At 64.6% G+C, this 17,768-nt stretch carries 18 protein-coding genes and 4 tRNA genes; 8 read left to right on the top strand and 14 right to left on the bottom strand.

Annotated features, from left to right (window positions below; translation table 11 throughout):
* Positions 1 to 2 precede the first annotated feature (2 nt).
* The 8 genes from IPG14_RS00530 to IPG14_RS00565 all read right to left on the bottom strand — a co-directional run bounded on the left by IPG14_RS00530 (position 3) and on the right by IPG14_RS00565 (position 5,685).
* On the bottom strand, positions 3 to 1,043 hold the full coding sequence (locus tag IPG14_RS00530) for an LLM class F420-dependent oxidoreductase (protein ID WP_343390581.1): 1,041 nt from the start codon (positions 1,041 to 1,043) through the stop codon (positions 3 to 5).
* A 32-nt stretch (positions 1,044 to 1,075) separates the two neighbouring features.
* Positions 1,076 to 1,714 carry a response regulator transcription factor gene (locus IPG14_RS00535; protein WP_343384588.1) on the bottom strand — a complete coding sequence of 213 codons (639 nt, stop codon included), beginning with the start codon at positions 1,712 to 1,714 and terminating at the stop codon, positions 1,076 to 1,078.
* Positions 1,715 to 1,958: 244 nt separating this feature from the next.
* Positions 1,959 to 2,717: a DUF3108 domain-containing protein gene (locus IPG14_RS00540; RefSeq protein ID WP_343389718.1), complete on the bottom strand. Its 759-nt coding sequence runs from the start codon at positions 2,715 to 2,717 to the stop codon at positions 1,959 to 1,961.
* A complete protein-coding gene (gene ltaE / locus IPG14_RS00545) occupies positions 2,714 to 3,751 on the bottom strand; it encodes a low-specificity L-threonine aldolase (RefSeq protein WP_343390582.1) in 1,038 nt (345 codons plus the stop codon). Before ltaE ends, IPG14_RS00540 begins: the two co-directional genes overlap by 4 nt.
* Positions 3,748 to 4,191: a hypothetical protein gene (locus IPG14_RS00550; RefSeq protein WP_343384591.1), complete on the bottom strand. Its 444-nt coding sequence runs from the start codon at positions 4,189 to 4,191 to the stop codon at positions 3,748 to 3,750. Before IPG14_RS00550 ends, ltaE begins: the two co-directional genes overlap by 4 nt.
* A gap of 84 nt (positions 4,192 to 4,275) precedes the next feature.
* Positions 4,276 to 4,353: transfer RNA gene (locus IPG14_RS00555), tRNA-Pro, on the bottom strand.
* A gap of 71 nt (positions 4,354 to 4,424) precedes the next feature.
* A complete protein-coding gene (locus tag IPG14_RS00560; protein ID WP_343384592.1) occupies positions 4,425 to 5,375 on the bottom strand; it encodes a dihydroorotate dehydrogenase in 951 nt (316 codons plus the stop codon).
* A gap of 91 nt (positions 5,376 to 5,466) precedes the next feature.
* Complete coding sequence (locus IPG14_RS00565) at positions 5,467 to 5,685, bottom strand: hypothetical protein (RefSeq protein ID WP_343384593.1); 219 nt, start codon at positions 5,683 to 5,685, stop codon at positions 5,467 to 5,469.
* A gap of 223 nt (positions 5,686 to 5,908) precedes the next feature.
* Here IPG14_RS00565 and IPG14_RS00570 point away from each other — a divergent pair, with 223 nt between their 5' ends.
* The 4 genes from IPG14_RS00570 (at position 5,909) to rph (ending at position 11,193) form a co-directional block, all read left to right on the top strand.
* On the top strand, positions 5,909 to 6,976 hold the full coding sequence (locus IPG14_RS00570) for an Mrp/NBP35 family ATP-binding protein (protein ID WP_343389721.1): 1,068 nt from the start codon (positions 5,909 to 5,911) through the stop codon (positions 6,974 to 6,976).
* Positions 6,977 to 6,985: 9 nt separating this feature from the next.
* Positions 6,986 to 7,966 (top strand): NYN domain-containing protein, encoded by a 981-nt coding sequence (locus IPG14_RS00575; protein ID WP_343390583.1) that lies wholly within the window; start codon positions 6,986 to 6,988, stop codon positions 7,964 to 7,966.
* A 91-nt stretch (positions 7,967 to 8,057) separates the two neighbouring features.
* Positions 8,058 to 10,391, top strand: coding sequence for a ComEC/Rec2 family competence protein (locus IPG14_RS00580; protein ID WP_343390584.1), 2,334 nt, complete (start codon positions 8,058 to 8,060; stop codon positions 10,389 to 10,391).
* A gap of 76 nt (positions 10,392 to 10,467) precedes the next feature.
* A complete protein-coding gene (rph, locus tag IPG14_RS00585) occupies positions 10,468 to 11,193 on the top strand; it encodes a ribonuclease PH (RefSeq protein WP_343384597.1) in 726 nt (241 codons plus the stop codon).
* On the opposite strand, the gene IPG14_RS00590 is transcribed toward rph, so the two are convergent.
* Entirely contained in the window at positions 11,190 to 11,519 is a 330-nt protein-coding gene (locus tag IPG14_RS00590; RefSeq protein ID WP_343390585.1) for an HIT domain-containing protein, read from the bottom strand. The genes rph and IPG14_RS00590 overlap by 4 nt on opposite strands.
* A gap of 67 nt (positions 11,520 to 11,586) precedes the next feature.
* On the opposite strand from IPG14_RS00590, the gene IPG14_RS00595 reads away from it, so the two are divergent.
* The 4 genes from IPG14_RS00595 (at position 11,587) to IPG14_RS00610 (ending at position 13,274) form a co-directional block, all read left to right on the top strand.
* A complete protein-coding gene (locus IPG14_RS00595; protein ID WP_343390586.1) occupies positions 11,587 to 12,867 on the top strand; it encodes a DUF1015 domain-containing protein in 1,281 nt (426 codons plus the stop codon).
* 99 nt (positions 12,868 to 12,966) lie between these two features.
* Positions 12,967 to 13,043, top strand: a tRNA-Val gene (locus tag IPG14_RS00600).
* A 57-nt stretch (positions 13,044 to 13,100) separates the two neighbouring features.
* A tRNA-Leu gene (locus IPG14_RS00605) sits at positions 13,101 to 13,186 on the top strand.
* Positions 13,187 to 13,198: 12 nt separating this feature from the next.
* Positions 13,199 to 13,274, top strand: a tRNA-Arg gene (locus IPG14_RS00610).
* Positions 13,275 to 13,348: 74 nt separating this feature from the next.
* Here the strand turns inward: IPG14_RS00610 and IPG14_RS00615 are convergent.
* The 5 genes from IPG14_RS00615 to rsmA all read right to left on the bottom strand — a co-directional run bounded on the left by IPG14_RS00615 (position 13,349) and on the right by rsmA (position 17,740).
* On the bottom strand, positions 13,349 to 14,620 hold the full coding sequence (locus IPG14_RS00615; RefSeq protein WP_343390587.1) for a sodium:calcium antiporter: 1,272 nt from the start codon (positions 14,618 to 14,620) through the stop codon (positions 13,349 to 13,351).
* Between the two features lie 274 nt (positions 14,621 to 14,894).
* Complete coding sequence (locus tag IPG14_RS00620; protein ID WP_343384601.1) at positions 14,895 to 15,587, bottom strand: PHP-associated domain-containing protein; 693 nt, start codon at positions 15,585 to 15,587, stop codon at positions 14,895 to 14,897.
* Positions 15,588 to 15,661: 74 nt separating this feature from the next.
* Positions 15,662 to 16,069, bottom strand: coding sequence for a hypothetical protein (locus tag IPG14_RS00625; RefSeq protein WP_343384602.1), 408 nt, complete (start codon positions 16,067 to 16,069; stop codon positions 15,662 to 15,664).
* Positions 16,066 to 16,923 carry a 4-(cytidine 5'-diphospho)-2-C-methyl-D-erythritol kinase gene (gene ispE / locus IPG14_RS00630; protein WP_343390588.1) on the bottom strand — a complete coding sequence of 286 codons (858 nt, stop codon included), beginning with the start codon at positions 16,921 to 16,923 and terminating at the stop codon, positions 16,066 to 16,068. The genes IPG14_RS00625 and ispE overlap by 4 nt, the downstream gene beginning before the upstream one ends.
* Positions 16,916 to 17,740, bottom strand: a complete 825-nt coding sequence (rsmA, locus tag IPG14_RS00635) for a 16S rRNA (adenine(1518)-N(6)/adenine(1519)-N(6))-dimethyltransferase RsmA (RefSeq protein ID WP_343390589.1) — start codon at positions 17,738 to 17,740, stop codon at positions 16,916 to 16,918. The genes ispE and rsmA overlap by 8 nt, the downstream gene beginning before the upstream one ends.
* Positions 17,741 to 17,768: the final 28 nt, after the last annotated feature.

Here is a 17,768-nt window from a genome sequence, read left to right on the forward strand (position 1 = left end):
TGCTAGGCGCCCTTGCTCGCGCCTGTCATGTCTGCCAGGAGCTCGAGCGCTGCGCGCTGGCGAGTCTGCACCATGAGCGTAGTGACGCCCGCATCTTCCCATGCCCGGTAGCGCTCTTTGATTCGCGCCACCGGACCAACCAGCGACATCTCATCCACGAGTTCGTCGGGCACGGCATCCGTCGCCTCTTGCTTCCGGCCGGAGAGGTAGAGTTCCTGGATCTTCGCGGCGGCTTCGCCGTAACCGTACTTGACGGCCATCTCGTTGTGGAAGTTCTTCTCTTTCGCGCCCATGCCGCCCATGTAGAGCGCGAGGTTGGGCTTCTGCATGGCGAGCAACGCCTTGACGTCATCGCCGATGGCGACGGTACATCCGGCGGCGATGTCGAAGTCCTTGTAGGACTTCCCGTTCCCCGCGCGACGGAACCCCTCTTCCAATGACGGGCGAAACAGGCCGATGCGCTGCGGCGAAAACCAGATCGGCAGCCAGCCATCGGCGAGTTCGGCGGTGTTGCGGATGTTGATCGGCCCCATCGTGGCCAGGTAAACCGGCAGCTGGCGCCCGTGGAGGATGCTTTTCAGTGGTTTGCCGAGGCCGGTGGCGCCTGGGCCCATGTAGGGGAGCTGGTACTCCTGGCCGTGGTAGCTCACTGGCTCTTCCCGAGCCCAGATCTTCCGCAAGATCTCGACGTATTCGCGCGTCCTGGCGGCGGGTTTGCCGTAAGGCACCCCGTGCCAGCCTTCAACCACCTGCGGCCCGCTGAGTCCGAGACCGACCAGCGCCCGGCCACCGGAGATGGCATCGAGCGTCGACATCGTCATCGCGCACATGGCGGGCGTGCGCCCGGGAATCTGCATGATGCTTGTCCCGAGCTTGATCGTGGTCGTCAGGGCCGCGATGTAGGCGAGCGGGGTGACCGCATCGGAGCCGTAAGCTTCGGCAGTCCAGATCGAGTCGTAGCCGAGGCGTTCCACATCGAGGACGAAGTCCATATCGATGCGCATGGAGGCACCCGAATAGCCGATGCCGGTTGCGAGTTTCATTTGAGACGGTCCCTTAGCTGTTGTGTTTAGGACTAGGCGGAAAACCGGTAGCCCTTGCCGCGGATCGTCTGAATCTGATCCGAGGTTCCCAGCACGTCTCGAAGTTTACGCCGAAGGTTGCTGACGTGGGCACGCACCAGGGTGCTCGCCCCGGCCGCGTCGTGGTACTGCCACACATCGACGAGGAGGTCCCGCGGATGCAGGATCTCACCTTCGTGCTCCATGAGGTAAGCGAGGAGCGTCGCCTCGATATTCGTCAGGTGAGCTTCCTTGAGACCCGAGCGGAGGGTGTTCGACGAGAGGTCCAGGTCGATTCCGGGCTCACGGCCTTCGCGCCGGGGGTGGCCAATGCGTTCGCGCAGGGCCTCGCCAAGAGCTTCGATCGGGAACGGCTTTTTGATAACGGCGCCTTCGAGACGGAAGTGGGGGCGGCGCGCTCCCTTGTGCAGCAGGTAGACCATGGCCGGCGCGCTCGAGCGGTAGGCGGTCGCTACCCACTGGTTGAACTGGGCGAAGTTGGCGCCCTCTTCCCCACGGGGAAGACCCTGAACGTCGGTCACAATGGCGTCGTGACGGTAATCGGAGAGATGTGCGATGGCAGCATCGTACGTCCCCGCCGTCGCGGTGTCGTACCCCCGGTCTCGGAGGTACTCCGTCACTGTAGCCCGCATTCGTGGTTCTCGACTGATAACGAAAACGGATGTCATTTCACGTCCGGAGATCGGTGTGGGGCGAAGCGTTGTGGGATCTTCGTGACGTGGGCGAACGGTGTCAAGCAATTTCGGGGCCCCCTCGAAACATAAGCACGTGAAGTTTGCCGTGGACGGCATGCACAGGAGGCGGAACGGGCCACGAAATCGGCCGGGGGCGTGGCCTTCGTGCAAATGGACCGCCATGGTCGGGGTTGCCGGAGGACTACTCCGAGCGCGTCATTTTGTAGGTCACGTCCTGGATGCCCTTGATGCGCGCCTGGATGAGCCGGTGGGCGCCTTCGGTCTCGATCCAGACGTACTGCGTCACCGAAGCGGTATGGATACGGACCTTCCAGGCTGCGAACTCTCCCAACGGGACGCGGACCTGTTCCTGCCCTTCGACAAGAATGTCGACCGTGAAGGTCTGGCCCGTCCCCGCGCTCACGTTCTGGTAGGACGCTTCGTAACCTTCCCTCAGGTCGATTCCTCTGACAAGCCACAACAGCGACTCGTCATCGTAGTAACCCGGGTCAGGGCTCGTGTCGTCGGGCTGAGGAAGTTCGCGTGTGGTTTCCCGTTGCTTGCCGTTCTCGTCGGCGACGAACTTCACGATGGGGAATTCGTAGAAGCTGCTGAAAGAGAGGCGCTGGTCCTTTTCCGGTTGGACCTGGCTCCGGTTGGCGGAGAGCGGCCGCAAGGTAGCCGGGTCCACAAGGACGGTCCCGTCATCCCGGTTCTCGCCATCGCCGCACAACTTGTTCAGGCGGGTGTTTGTCCCGTCGGACTTCAACCTGGTCTCAAGCACACAGGTCCCATAGACGCTGCCGTCTTCGATGACCAGGTTGTACTCATTCGTCTCGTCGGTGGCCCACGGGGGGGCGACGAACACCTTCGTGAGCACCTTGTCCTCGCCGCCGCCACAGCCAGCGACTGCCCCGGCGAACAAGACGGCCGAAGCCAGGATCAGGACTATTCGGCTCAAACCGGCACTGCTCCAATCATTCGCTGGATGCGACTGAGCGCCTCGTCGATATCCGCTCGCGCGACATCCAGGTGAGTCACGAGGCGCATCCGCTGGGGACCAAACGCCACTGCCAGGATTCCTTCGCGCTCGAAGGCGGCGAGCCAGTCGTTCAGCCTCCCCGCCACTACGTCGGCGACCACAATGTTGGTCTGCGGCGTGTTCGGCCGGAAAGGCCCCAGTTCCCGGAGGCCATCCGCCAGCAGGCGGGCGTTCTCGTGGTCGGCTGCGAGGCGCTGGAGGTTTCGGTCGATGGCGTAGATGCCCGCGGCGGCCAGAATCCCTGCCTGGCGCATCCCTCCGCCAAGCATCTTCCGGTTACGCCGCGCGATGGAGATGAATTCCGGCGACCCGCAGAGCACCGATCCGACCGGACATCCGAGACCCTTGGACAGGCAAAACGAGACGCTGTCGCAGTTCTCGGCGAGCGCCGCGGCAGAAATGCCGAGCGCGGCCGCGGCGTTGAAAATGCGGGCGCCATCGAGGTGCACCGACAATCCTCTGCTGTGCGCCGCTTCAGCCAGCGAGTCGGTGGCCTTCTTCGAGACGGCGGCTCCGCCGCAGCGGTTATGGGTGTTCTCGAGGCAAAGGAGCGTCGACCCCGGGGAATGCAGGTTTTCCGTCCGTGCTGCTGCAAGCACCTGATCCGGGTCCAACGAACCATCGTCGAAGTTTGTCAACGTCCTCGTCATCGTCCCTGCGAGCCGAGCTGCGCCGCCGAGTTCGTACTGGAAGATGTGGGACTGATCGCCGAGAAGAATCTCGTCGCCCGGCCGGGTGTGCGACATGACGGCGACGAGGTTCGCCATTGTGCCGCTGGGGAGGAAGAGAGCGGCCGCCTTGCCGGATAGCCCAGCCGCTCGCCGTTCGAGCTCGATGACGGTCGGGTCGTCGCCGAAGACGTCGTCGCCAACCTCGGCCGCTGCCATAGCCTGGCGCATACCTTCTGACGGTCTCGTGACCGTATCGCTTCGCAGATCGATGACCCGTGTCATGCCCGCTGACGCTCCCAGAGCGTCTGGTAGTGGTCCGCGCCGCGAATAGCGCCAACGACTTCGGTCCGTTCGAGCAACAGGAGTTCCTCCATGACGCGTCCGCAGGCGTCTGTGGTTTCGTCGTCGCCCAGGGCGGAAACGCGGTCGACGATCCGTTGCCACACGCCGGCGTTCAGGAGGACTGGCACGGACCTTGGCCAGGGGAAGTGCTGCACGCGCTCGGGCACCGGGAAGTCGGGCCTGATGCGCTTGATCGATCGAAACCGGTCTTCAAGGGATTCCGCGCGGGCAACGACGCCGATGAACGGCCCCGAGTTCTGCGAGATCCGGAAATCGACGAGCAGCCGCTTGTCGATGAGATGGAAACGGACGACGAGGACATCGGCTGAGTCGATGACCTTGAACACTTGATCCAGGTCAATGCCGAATTCTTCACTCATTGGGGACTTACCCGTGCGTGCGACACCACGTTATGGATGCATGGTAGGTCAGGCCCCGAACGTGGGCAAAGACACTGGAGCGGATGGTCGGGGTGCCGCGATTCGAACGCGGGACCTCTTGCTCCCAAAGCAAGCACTCTGACCAGGCTGAGCTACACCCCGAGGAGTGCCAGCGTACAACCAACCTGCGTCCCGGGCGACGGACCGGGAGTCTTCGCGGCAGGGCTGCAAGGTCAGGCGGTACCGGCGACGGTGGGCGCCGGAAGGGCGCACCCGACGATCTCGTTCACGTCGGCAACACCGTTGGCCCGGAGCCATGCCTCAAGTCCCTCGATGGTATCGAGCAAGGCCCGCGGGTTGGCGAATGTCGCGGTGCCGACCTGGACGGCGGTCGCCCCGGCCATGAGGAACTCAACCGCATCCTCGCCGCTGCTGATGCCGCCACAGCCGATGACCGGCACACGGACGGCCTTCGCGATGTCGTAAACGATCCTGAGCGCGATCGGCTTGATCGCGGGGCCGCTCAGTCCTCCGCGGGCGCGCGGCAGGATGGCCTTCCGGCGGCGAGAATCGATCGCCAGCCCGAGGACGGTGTTGATCGCGCAAATGGCGGCGGCGCCTTCCGATTCGCAGGCGAGCGCGAGGGCGACGGGATCCGTGACGTTCGGGGTGATCTTGACGATGACCGGGAGGTCCGTGTTACGCACGGCGGCCCGGGTGGCCCTGGCCGAGGCGCCGACATCCTGCCCGATTTCGATGCCACCCTGGTCCACGTTCGGGCAGCTGATGTTCAGCTCGAGCCCGGAAATGCCGGGGACTCCATCGAGCATTCGTGCCATCTCGCCGAATTCCTCGACTGTATCGGCGGCGATGTTGACCAGGACCGGGACATCCCAGCGAGCCCATAGCGGAGCCATCTCGGAGATGCAGGCCTCGATACCGATGTTTTGCAGGCCGATGGAGTTCAGCATTCCCGCCGGTGTCTCGGCGACACGCGGTTGCTGGTTTCCGCCGCGGGGAGCCATTGTCACACCCTTGGAAACGACTGCGCCGAGGGCTTCGATCTCGAAGTGACGGGCGAACTCGATACCCCAGCTGAACGTACCGCTCGCCGGCATGACGGGGTTCTTCAGGACAAGGCTATTCTTCCGCCCCGGAGCGATATCGACCGTGAGGTTTGGCATCACTGGAGGCTAATCCTACCCGCTCGCTGCCCCACAAACGACACCGGCCCTGACGGGCCGGCGAGCGAGTTGTTCCATCCGCGATCGAACCTCAGGAATCCGAAGAAGCGCGGCGGCCCCGATACCGCGAGCCGTTGAGGCTGAAGCTGTCGTTGTCCCACATCGGGTCTTCGGAAGAGTTTCGGAACTCCTTGCCAAGCCCGCAGCGCTTACAGCGTCCGCTGCTCACAGCGCCGTTCGGCGTCTCGATAACCCAGTGGTGGTGGCAGAGCGTCGAAGCGATCGCCTCACGCGCTTTCGTTTCTGTCATTCGAACTCCTTTGGAAACTTACCGTACGGTAAACCAGTCTATCACAGCGATGTGTGGCTCATCCCACCGTAGGGGGCGGTACCGAAAACCGGGGTAAACGGTTTGCCCGGGCGGTGGTAGAGGCGCTACGATCGCTTTACCGGGGCCACGTCCCGGCGGCATTCGCGCCCGCGAGACTCTGCGCGGAGCGTGGTATTCGTTGCCAGGAAGGCACTTGCTCTCCATGACGCCTGTTTCGACCGCTAACCGCGATGAGATTCTCGCTGCCCTGGATGGCGTGCAAGACCCGGAATTGCACGCCTCCATCGTCCGCCTCGGCATGATCAAAGACATCGCCGTGGAAGAGAACCGCGTGGCTATCACAGTCGAACTCACAACGCCGGCATGCCCGCTGAAGGAGACGATCGAGGCTGACATCCGCGCGGCGCTGGCGGGGATGGCCGGCACGGATGAGGTCGTGCTCACCTGGGGCGCCAACGTTCGGTCTTCCAACCCGAAAGAGGGACAGAAGGCCGTGGAAGGCGTCCGGAACATCATCGCGGTCGCCAGCAACAAGGGCGGCGTCGGCAAATCCACGCTCGCATCGAACATCGCCGTGGCCCTGGCGAAAACGGGCGCGAGCGTCGGGCTCGTGGATGCAGACATCACTGGCCCGAACCTTCCGACGATGTTCGGCCTGCCGCAGGGGCTCCAGGCCGGGTCCAGCGAGGGACTTCGCCCGGTCGAGCGGTACGGCGTGAAAGTGGTCTCCATCGGGTTCCTGCTGCCGAAGGGGACGCCGGTCGTCTGGCGAGGTCCGATGATCGGCAGTGCCGTCCGCCAGCTCCTCCACGATGTACCCTGGGGCGACCTGGACTACCTCATTATCGACCTCCCACCCGGGACCAGCGATGCCGCCATGAGCATGGCGCAGGAGGCTCCGATCGCGGGGGTCGTCATCGTTTCAAGCCCCCAGGACGTCTCTGTGGAAGACGCGATGAAGGCAGTAGCGATGTTCGAAAAGCTCGACGTGCCAGTCTTCGGCATGGTCGAGAACTTCAGCTATTTCGTGGCGCCGGACACCGGGACGCGCTACGACATCTTCGGCCACGGCGGGGCTGCCAAAGCCGCCGACGAACTGGGCATCGACTTCCTCGGAGAGATCCCTATCGAGCCAGCCGTCCGGGAAGGCGCCGACCGGGGGATCCCGGTCGTCTATGGCGCCCCGGATTCGGAATCGGCAAAAGCCATCGACCGGATCGCGAAGAACGTCGCAGCCCGTATCAGCGTTTTACAAAGGATGGGTAGGTAAACCCAAATCATGGTCTTAAACATTTTTCCCCGGCGGGAGAAGGCAGCAGCCGAAACCGCCCCCGAACCTGAACCCACTCTGCCCGAACCCTCCATCGAGGCGCTCGACGGCGTCAAGAAGACGGCCCGCCGCGGTACCCGCGGCGGCCGTGGCCGGCGCAAGCCGGCCGGCGAACTGACCGAAGTATCGAGCGAGGCAGCCGACACGACTGAAGCCGCCGAGCCCGAGGCCCCCAAGCCGAAGGCGCCGGCCGCTCGACGGACGCGCACCCCCAAGCCCGAAGCCGCAGCTGCGGCAGCGGAAGAAGTGCCGGTCCCGGTCGAAGCGCCCAGGCGAACGACGAGCCGGAGGAGCGAACCGGCGGCACCGGCGGCACCCGCCGCGCCGGCGGACCTTGCCGCGCTCATCAAGGTTGTCGAGGCACAGGGCAAGCAGATTGAGTCTCTTGTCCGTGCCCAAGAAGAACTCGCACGGCGTGGGCCCTCTTCGCCCGTTGCGGCCATGGCCCGCGTCGGCATCTTTGTGGATGCCGCCAACGTCGAACTTGCGATCGACCGGCTCCGAACCCGCGTGGACTGGCGGAAGGTACTGAACCTCGTCAGTGAAGGACGGACCGTCGTCCGTGCGATCGCATACTCCCCGGTCCACGATGACCCGGGCGTGAGCATCGAAACCCAACGCTTCGCGGAACCGTTCCTTGGGAAGGGTTACAAGGTCGTCACGAAACCCCTGAAGCGCTTCGCCGACGGGACGATCAAAGCGAATGTCGATATCGAAATGGCGTGCGACATCATCGAGATGCTCGATCGCCTCGACGTGGTCTGCCTCGCTTCCGGCGACGGCGACTTCCAGCGCCTGGTCGAAGTCATCCAGGCGAAGGGCGTCCGGGTAGAGATCATTGCGGTGGGTTCCAGCACGGCGGTGAACCTGCGCAACGCCGCGGACCAGTTCACGGATATCCAGGGGATCATCCAGAAGATCAAGGCGTAGAGCGCGCCGGGCCATTCAACCAGGCGAGGGGTGGGACTATGGTCCCGCCCCTTTTCCGTTTGTCGCCAGGATTCTGGTAGCGTCCGCAGCCGTGGCGCTGATCGTTGTCGGGATCGCATGGGTGGCCGGACTGGCTGCGGGCGCGGCACTGGGCGGCCCATGGTGGACGGGCGGCGCCTGGACGATTGCGGCCGCGCCCGCGCTGGTACTCGCCGGGCCTTTGAAGGGGCGATATCTCCTTGTGGCGGCATGTGTCGTGGCGGCCCTGACGGCCGGCTGGCGGCTCGGAAGCACCAACGAGCCCGCCACTTCGTGGCTGGAGGGCATCGAGCATGAGGTCGTGCTCACGGGGGTCGTCCATTCGGAACCGGACCGGGGCGAGACAACCACGGCCTACGTGGTCAGCGTGGCCTCCGTGGAGTTGGAGGGCGAGGTCCTCCCGGCCGGGGGCCGCGTGCTGGTCTACCTCTCGCAGTACACCGAGCTCCTTCCCGGCGACACCATCACCGTCGAAGGAGCAGTAGGCGAGCCCCCGGTCTTCGAGGGCTTCGACTACCGCGCGTATCTCGCGCAACGCGGCATTTCAGCGACCATGTTCCGGCCCCGCCTGCTGAAGCAGGAGGGCGGCGAACCCTCCGTCGGGCGCTGGCTCACGGCGCAGCGGCTCCGGCTCGACCGGTCGCTGCAGAGATCACTGCCGGAACCAGAAGCTTCGCTCGCTGCCGGGATCGCCTTCGGGCGGGACGATGGCCTCTCGCGCGAGGCGAAGGAGCAGTTCAACCGCTCCGGGCTCCGCCACCTCGTCGCCGTTTCCGGCTCGAACGTGTCTCTCGTGGTTGCACTCACATACGCAGTGGCGATTCCGACCATCGGCCGGCGCTGGGCATGGCTCCCGGCGGCGTTGACACTCGCCGCGTATCTCGGGGCGGCCGGACTTTCGGCGAGTGTCATGCGTTCGGGCATCATGGCCGGGGTTCTGCTCGGCGGGAGCGTCGTCGGACGACCGCAGAGCGGGTTACCGGCCCTCTTCGCGGCCATCATTTGCATGACGGCGGTCGCCCCAGCACTTGCTTACGAAGCGGGCTTCCAGCTCAGCGCCACCGCCACAGCAGGGCTCCTCACCTTCTCACCGTGGCTCTCGCACTGGCTGCTTCGCGCCACCGGAAGGCCGAGCTGGCTTGCGCTTCCACACTGGCTTTGCGAGTCCCTTGCGCTCACGGTTGCCGCAAGTCTGGCGACGGCACCGGTGATGTGGGTGACGTTCGACCGCTTCTCGATCGTCTCGCCCGTCGCCAACGCCATCGTCCAGCCGGCCTTCGCCCTCGCGTTCTGGGCGAGCATGGTGACCTCGGTACTCGGGATCGTCTCGCGGGACCTCGGTGAGATCTCAGGAACCGTGGCGTACTACCCGCTTGCGTTCATCACGACGTCGGCGGAGGCGCTGGGCAGCCCGCGCTGGGCCGCAGCGGACTCTCCATCATGGGGTGCGCCGGCCGCCCTGGCGGCCTATGCGGCGCTGGGAACGGCCGCCATGGCGGCCTACCGCTACCGACCGCCCGGCGGGGTGGAACCGCTGGCGGTTACACGCAGGCGTGCCCGCTGGTCACGGTTCTCCATCGGCGGCGCGATTGGAGTCACGGCCGTTGCAGTGATCCCTATCTCGATACTGCCGCAAGGCGGGCCGGGCGCCCTGGTTGTCACCTTCCTGGATGTGGGGCAGGGCGATGCCGCCCTGGTGACCACGCCCAACGGCCGACAAATCCTGATCGACGGCGGCCCGAGCGGGACGGAGCTGGCCCGCGAGCTCGGCCAGGTCATGCCGCATTGGGACCGGACGATCGATGCCGTCATCGCGACACACCCACAGGAGGACCACATCGCGGGATTGCCGGCCGCTTACTCGCGGTTCCGGGTCGGTAACGCGTACGGCAACGGCCGGACCAACGCCACGGCAAGCTACCAGGCACTCGCCGCCCAAGCGCCCGGGGCTGGTCTGCTCGGGCAGGGTGACGTACTCGAGTTCGACGGAGTCCGGTTCGAGGTACTCTGGCCGCCGGCGGGGTTCATCGCCGAAGAACTCAACGACACGTCCCTGGTCATCCGGGTGACCTATCGCAACCGCTCGATCCTGTTCACGGGGGATTCCGAGGAACCCGTCCACGCTGCACTGCGCGATTCCGGGGATCTCCCTGCGGACGTCCTGAAGGTGCCGCACCACGGTTCCAAAACAACTGCGTCATGGTTCTTCGCGGCGGTCCAACCGGCGATCGCCGTCATTTCCGTCGGCGAAGGAAACATCTACGGCCACCCCCATGTCGACACCGTCGCTGCGCTCCAGGGCGCCAGTTTGTACCGGACCGACACTGACGGGAGAGTCACCCTCCAGACTGATGGGACGACCATCCGGGTATGGACCGAACGCTAGCGCTTTGCGCGCGACTCGCGGCCCGCATACGGTTAAGGGCCGGGCGACTTGCCCGATGCGTCACTGGAGACCTTTCTTGACCAATCGTATCGACGGCCGTTCACCCAACCAGCTGCGGCCGGTGAAGCTCCACACCAACGTGCTCGACTTCGCTGAAGGCAGCTGCATGGTCGAGTTCGGCAAGACCCGCGTGCTCGTCGCCGCGAGCGTTGAAGATCGCCAGCCTCCATTTCTCCGTAACACCCAGAGCGGTTGGGTAACGGCTGAGTATTCGATGCTCCCCCGTGCGACTCACACCCGCAGCCAGCGAGAAGTCGAGCGCGGTCGCCCCGGGGGACGGACGCAGGAGATCCAGCGCCTGGTGGGCCGCGCGCTCCGCGGTGTGGTGAACGTCGAAATGCTTGGGCCGCGAACGATCACCGTCGACTGCGACGTCCTCCAGGCCGATGGCGGCACCCGGACCGCATCAATCACCGGCGCATACGTCGCCCTGCAGCTGGCGATGAAGAAACTGACTGCCGCCGGGACAGTCCCTGCGGCAGCCGTGCAGTCGGCCGTCGCGGCGGTTTCCGTCGGCATCGTGAAGGGCGTGCCGATGCTCGACCTCTGCTACGAGGAAGACTCCACTGCAGAAGTCGACTTCAACGTCGTGATGACCGGCGCCGATGAGTTCGTGGAGGTCCAGGGCACTGCAGAACACAAACCGTTCAGCCGTTCGGGGATGGACGAACTGATGGACCTGGCGAAGCTGGGCATCGGGCAGCTGTTCGAACTGCAGAAGGCCGCTCTCGCCGCTTCCTAGCCCGCGTAGTGCCCGAGAAACGTGCCACCGAGGATGTGGACGTGGCCGTGTTCCTGGCTCTGCATCCCGTCGTACCCGAAGTTGGAAACGAGCCGGTAGCCTCCGGGGCAGAGCTGACGCCCAATTTCGGCGGCGACCTGGCCAACGTGGCCGATGTGGTTCGCCCAGAGCTCGGCCTGAGTCGTGTGTTTCTTGGTCATCGCCAGCAGCATGATCGGAAACCAGCGGAGGATGTTCTGGATGACGATGATTTCATCATCCTGGTAGACGATATTGCCCGGCTCGCGCCCGGCTACGATGTTGCAAAAGACGCAGTATGGTTGCATTCGGCCCGCCGATCATAGGTTCGCGCCCGGCCTCGAACAAACTCACGGAATCTCAAGAGGACATCCGATGTCGCAATTCCAGCCATTCCGCGGGCTCCGCTACACCGCCGCGGCCGGTCCGCTGAGCGAGTTGCTCGCGCCACCGTACGACGTGATCACCCCGGCGCAGCAACGCGCGCTCGAAGAGCGGAACCCTCGGAACTCGGTCCGGCTCGAAAACGCGGGCGGCGGCGAAGGACACTACGCAGGGGTCGATGCACTCCTCAAGCAATGGCAGAGCGAGGGTGCCCTGGCGCGCGACGCAACGCCGATGCTCTACGTCTACGAACAGCGTTTCACGGAGGACGGCCGGGAGTACCTGCGCAAGGCCGTCCTCGCCGCGGTCGAGGCTCAGCCCTGGGAAGAAGGCGCTGTAAAACCGCACGAATACACCATGTCGGGGCCGAAGGAAGACCGGCTGAAGCTGCTGCAGGCGACCGGAGTCCAACTTAGCCCCGTGTTCATGATCGCCCGAGACCGGGCCGGCATGCTGACGGCTTTCATCGAGTCGACCGTTGCCTCGCGCGAGCCGGACGTCCTGGGTACGAGCATCGACGGCGACAGTCACCGGCTCTGGGCCATCGAGTCCGGCACGTACGAAATGCGGCAACTGGCGCCACTCCTCGCCGAAAGCTTCTATATCGCCGACGGACACCATCGCTATGAGACAGCAGTGAACTACCGGGACTGGCGTGCGGCGAGCGAAGTCCTCGGTCCGTCACATCCCGCACGCTTTGCGATGTCCGCGATCGTCGTCGCATCGGACCCCGGCCTCGTGATCCGGCCGATCCACCGGATGGTCCCACGAGAGGCTCCGTCCGACTGGATGGACCGCCTCGGCGACGCCTTCGCGGTGGCCCACGTCAAGCTCGTCAGGGGCGAAGCAGAGCGCAGCGACGAACTGATTTCGCTGCTCGACGGCGCCGACGCAGTGGCCATCAACCTCAATCCCGGGCAGGTGCACCGGCTGAGGCGCACGGGCAGCCCGCTGCGCGGGAGCATCCCCCAGGGCATGAGCGACGAGTGGGCGGCGATCGCCCCCAACGTGCTGCGCTACGGCGTCCTGGAGCCTCTGTGGGGCATCTCGGACGACGACCTTCGCGCAGGCGCCGTGGTCTACAGCCATGATTGCGATGAGGTCCTGGAGTTCCTGGACGACAACCCACACGCGGTGGCGTTCCTGCTCAATCCCGTCTCGATCGAGTCGGTCATTTCGCTCGCCGACAAGGGGGAACGGATGCCGCAGAAGTCCACCTTCTTCCACCCGAAACTCGGCACGGGCCTCGTGTTCAACCCGCTCGACGCGTGATGGGCGAGACGACTCGTGAGCGTTTTGGAATGCGGGCTACGCGCCGAATCGTCGAAATGTTGAATCGGGCGGAGTCTCAGCCTAGACTGAAGCTTCGCTGGGCGGTTAGCTCAGATGGTTAGAGCGCGTCGTTCACACCGACGAGGTCACTGGTTCGAGTCCAGTACCGCCCACCAGCGATGTGCGTCTCGCGGTTGAACGCTGAAGGGTGCGAGACCATAATGGATCCTGGAGCCGAAGTGGCGGAATGGCAGACGCGCTACGTTCAGGGCGTAGTGTCCGTACGGGCGTGTGAGTTCAAATCTCACCTTCGGCACCAAAGCCCTCAAACGCGCCCGTAGCTCAGGGGATAGAGTGTTAGGTTGCGGACCTAAAGGTCGGTGGTTCGAATCCACCCGGGCGTACCAGCTACGAAACGAAAGCCCCGCAGAAGCGGGGCTTTCGTTTGTCCGGCGTCTTTGGTGGTGCCAGAGACCAGGATTCAGCCGGGACCAGGGTCGCGAGGCCACGGATCGAGGTCTCGGCCGCGCATGACTGCGATCGCATCCCGAACCGTGTGGGGGATCTCCTTCCGAGAGATGAACAGGAGCACGACGCAGAGAACCGTGTACAAGACCGCGTAGATGGCCCGGACGCCTTCGTTCGTGATGAACAGCTGGGTAGCGAAGAGCACGAACAGTCCGATAGCCTCGAGCTTGCCCATCCGGAGATTCATGAACACCGCGATGGCGAAGGCGGACTGTGCCGCAGTCAGGAAAATCTCCTCGCGCTGACGCGTGTCGAGGGGAAGTCCGTGGGTGAACCCAAAGTCCCCGCTCGAGAGCAAGAAGGCGATAGGCAGTGTCCCGATGAGGAGCGTCCACTGGTTCACCTTCGAGGAGATCAGGACGCCCATGCCAGCGGCAGCACGGCCCCGCCAGGCAAGGAGGCAGGCTACCAGCACTTCCGGCGACTCTGAAGCCAGGGGCGCCAGCCACTGGATGAGGAGGAACTCCGAGACGCCGAAGTCCTCGCCGATGTGCACCAGCGACTCGGCGAAAGGCTCGGCGGAGCAGAAGATCGTCACCGCCGCGAAGACGAGCATGGCGATGACCAGTGACCGCCGCGGCGCATCGCGAAGCTGGCCCATGGCCTTCGCAGGCCCAACCAGCTCCACGTGTTCGGTCTCCACCTTGGAGGTGAAGTACATGTACATGATGAAGAGGGAGACGAGGATGATGGTGTCGATGATGGTCACATGGCTGCGGAGCGGTATGAAGATGACGTACAGCGTCGCCACCGCGAGAAACACGAGCTCCAGGCTCCGCTGGCGGTTGACGACGAGTTCTTTAAGCTTCGTGCGGTAGAAGAACAGCAAGAAGACGATCGGCCATCCGACACCGATGAGGAGCCGGTTTCCGCCGGTCATGTTGGCAATGGCGAGACCCTTTTCAGCTTCTGCCGGGTCCGCGCCGGCCTTCCAGGCGAGGACAGCGTCGACCGCGTACTCGGGAAGCACGGCGATGATCGCGATAATCGCGAGCGCGAGGCCCTGGGAGATGTCCATCTCGGCAGTCTCCGCGGCCCAGCTCAGGAGAAACGCGGCAGCGAGGATCGCAAAGCCGAAGACGATCGCTCCGGGCACCGGATCCGGGTGGATTCCAGCCAGGCGGAGGACGATGCCGGGGAGGCACACCAGGGCGATGAAGCCGATGAGCACCCAGCTTCTCTGGTACCTGGACTCTACCGGTTCGTCGATCGCGGGGGCGCTCAAAGCGGATGTCTCCTGGCGCGAGTACGCGGAGATATGGGCAGAACTTCGATGGAAGTCGGCAATCGGTATCCTTCGCCGCTGCACCGGGGAGGCCAGCCTCGGCCCGGGCATGCGGCTATCGCATGCTGGCCGAAAGTCTCGCCCATCCTCCCGGGAGAGGACCGCGCCACCGCCCTGTGAGAGGGAGGATGTCGATGGCGCACGTTGGGACTACTCCCCTTCGATCGTTGCCAATCGTAGAGCGGCCCCCGGATCGAGTCCACCGCCGCGCGGCTCACTCGTAGAAGGCGATCGGCTCGGCCGTTTCCCAGAAGTTGTTGAGCTTCCCTTCGGCCAGCCCGCGGCCCGGGAAGAACCTTCCGGCGTGCATCATCTGAAGCATGTGCTCGGGGCCTTCGATGTCCTCTTCGAAGACCGCCGCGAAGTAGCCGATGCCCTGGGTCGAATGCGCGTCTGATCCGCCGGTCCCCGGCTTGCCCATTGTCTTGGCTACCTGGAGAGCGAAGTAGTTCTCGCGGGGGGTGTTGCAGCCGTTGAGCACTTCGATCCCGTCGACCAGTTGGAACACCGGAAGCTGCGCCGCCTGTTCCGGAGTGAGGTTGAACGGCTCTTTGCCTTCGCGCTTGAAGTGCACAGGGTCGAAGAAGTGCCGGAATGGGTGGGCGACGATGAGGAAGGCGCCCTGCTCGTTCGCCACTTCTCGCAGCTTTTCGAGACGGCGGATGCCGCCGGCATAGCCCTTCAGGCCGACGGCCAGGATGTGACCCATGTCTGTGGAGACTTCCATACCGTTCGAGACGAAGATGCCTTCGTGCTTCTTTCGGAAGGGGCTGAGGTCCCAGCTCTCCCACATTCGGTCGTGTTCGGTGATGTTGACGCCAGTGAGGCCCACTCGCCGTGCTTCGGCGATCAGGTCGTCCGGGTCGAGCATGGAATCCGAGGCGCCCCTGGTGGTGTGCAGGTGCATGTCAATGATGGTGCCCGGCAACCCGCGCCTCCATTTGGTGTTTTGTGCCGATTTTCACGAGCCAGTGGAGTATATCACCGCTCTGCGAGGACGGGCATCAACCACCCGAAGAGTCCGAAGAAGCTTAGCGACATCCCGACCCAGATCCACCAGAACCGCCGGGACAGGAGAAAGAGGATCGGCACGGGAAGGAACGAAAGCGTCCCGATGATGAACAGGAACGTCCAACTCGGAGCGCCGAGGGCACCCGGCGTGTCCTTGAACTCCCCGATCTTGTAAGCGGCGCCGAACATCATTCCTGCCATGGTCCACACGACCCCGGTGCCGATCGAGATCGGGACTGCCAGCAAGACTCCAGGAACATCGAGGTATTTCTGAATAGCACGTTGGGGCTCTGGCTGGATGCAGAGGTAGGTGAGCGCGAGCGTCGACAGCACAGCCATCGCGTAACCTGCCATCCAGCCCCCGAGAATCGCATTCACCGGGGACTCACCGTTCGCGTTGAGATCACTTCGCAATCCGCCCCCGCAGCCTTTGCGGCAACGGTCTCGCCCCGGCCGCTCTTGCCGATCCAGAACAGACACGGTCCGGCGCCCGCGAGCCTGACAGCCTCGCCGATCCGTTCTTCCAGATCCCGCCAGAGCGCCGCCAGCCATGGGAAGAGCTCGAACGCGACTCGTTCGAACGCGTTGAAGGTGACCTCGTTCGACACCCGTTGCGGTCGCTCTCGGGCGAATTGTTCGGCCACGGAACCAGAATCGAACGGATACCTGTCCAGTGCAGCGAACATCCGCGGAGTCTTCTGGCCGATGGTCAGGAGAGGGATGAAGAGGACGACATCATGCTGAGGCAACGGCGTGAGCCGGGTCACCTGTTCGCCACGCCCCTGGGCGCGTGCGGTCCCCCCTGCCAGGAAGAAGACCTCATCACTGCCAACTGCTTCGGCGGTGAACCTGAGGTCTCCCGGAGTCACTCCGGGCCACACTTCGCAGAGGAGCCGGAGGACGGCCGCCGCGTCGGAGGCGCCGCCGCCAAGACCCCCGGCGGCGGGGATGTGCTTCTCCAGCGTGATGGCCACGGGCGTACCGCCAACGCGGGTGGCGAGCAGTCGCGCGGCCTTCATGGCCAGGTTCGTCTCATCTGCAGGTGTGCCGGGGGCTCTTGGGCCGCCGACCGAAATACTCCACTCGGCGGCAGGTTCGACCGCGACGGCGTCGGCGAGTTCGAGTTCCTGGAGGATCGTGTCGACCTCGTGGTAGCCGTCACCGCGGAGCCCGAGCACTTCCAGGACGAGGTTCACCTTGGCGCCGGCACGGCCCGTGGAGAGGTCACCCATCGACCCGCACCTCAATGCACGCATCCATGAGCCGGAGCCATTCCAGGATGGTCAGCGTTTCGGGGCGACGGCTGGGAGCTATCCCCGCCATTTCCAGGGCCGCACGCGCGCCTTCTGGTGGAAGCCAGACTCCCCTGCTCAACCCGTTGTGAATCTGTTTCCTGGGGTTTCGGAAGACACGAGAGACGAATTCGAAGAACTCCGCATTCCGCTCGGGCGGCACCAATGGCTCGGAGCGCAGATTGATTCGAATGACCGACGAAACGACGGACGGAGGTGGGTCGAACGCCTCCGGCGCGACATCGAAGAGGAGTTCAGTTTCGGCGTAGACACGCACGGAGATCGTGAGGAGGGACCAGTCGCCCTCGGCGGCGGCGATCTCTCTCGCCACCTCGCGCTGAACCATCACGACCATCTCCACCGGCTTCGGGAACGACTCGAGGAGGTGGCGGATGATCGGGTTGGCCGCGAAGTAGGGCAGGTTCCCCGCGACGGCGAAGGGCATGCCCGGCGGAATGACTTCCGCAGGGTCGAACAAGCGCGCGTCGCCCGGCACGACACGGAGGCGGGCGTCACCGGCAAAGCGCCGCTCGAGGTGGGCGATCATCCGGTCTTCGATTTCCAGCGCAACGACGTGACAGCCCTTCGCGAGCAGGTATTCGGTGAGCTGCCCCGTCCCGGGGCCGATCTCGAGGACGACGCCGCGTTCCGGGCAGCGGACGGCGGCGGCGATGTCCTGGAGGATGCCCGTATCGCGCAGGAAGTGTTGGCCGAGGGACTTACGAGGACGTGGGCCAGGAAGGCGGGTGCGTGGCACGTTGGCTCCCGGGCCGAATGTTTGGAGT

The sequence above is a fragment of the Candidatus Amarobacter glycogenicus genome (assembly GCF_016704105.1).
GTDB lineage: Bacteria > Chloroflexota > Dehalococcoidia > Tepidiformales > Tepidiformaceae > Amarobacter > Amarobacter glycogenicus.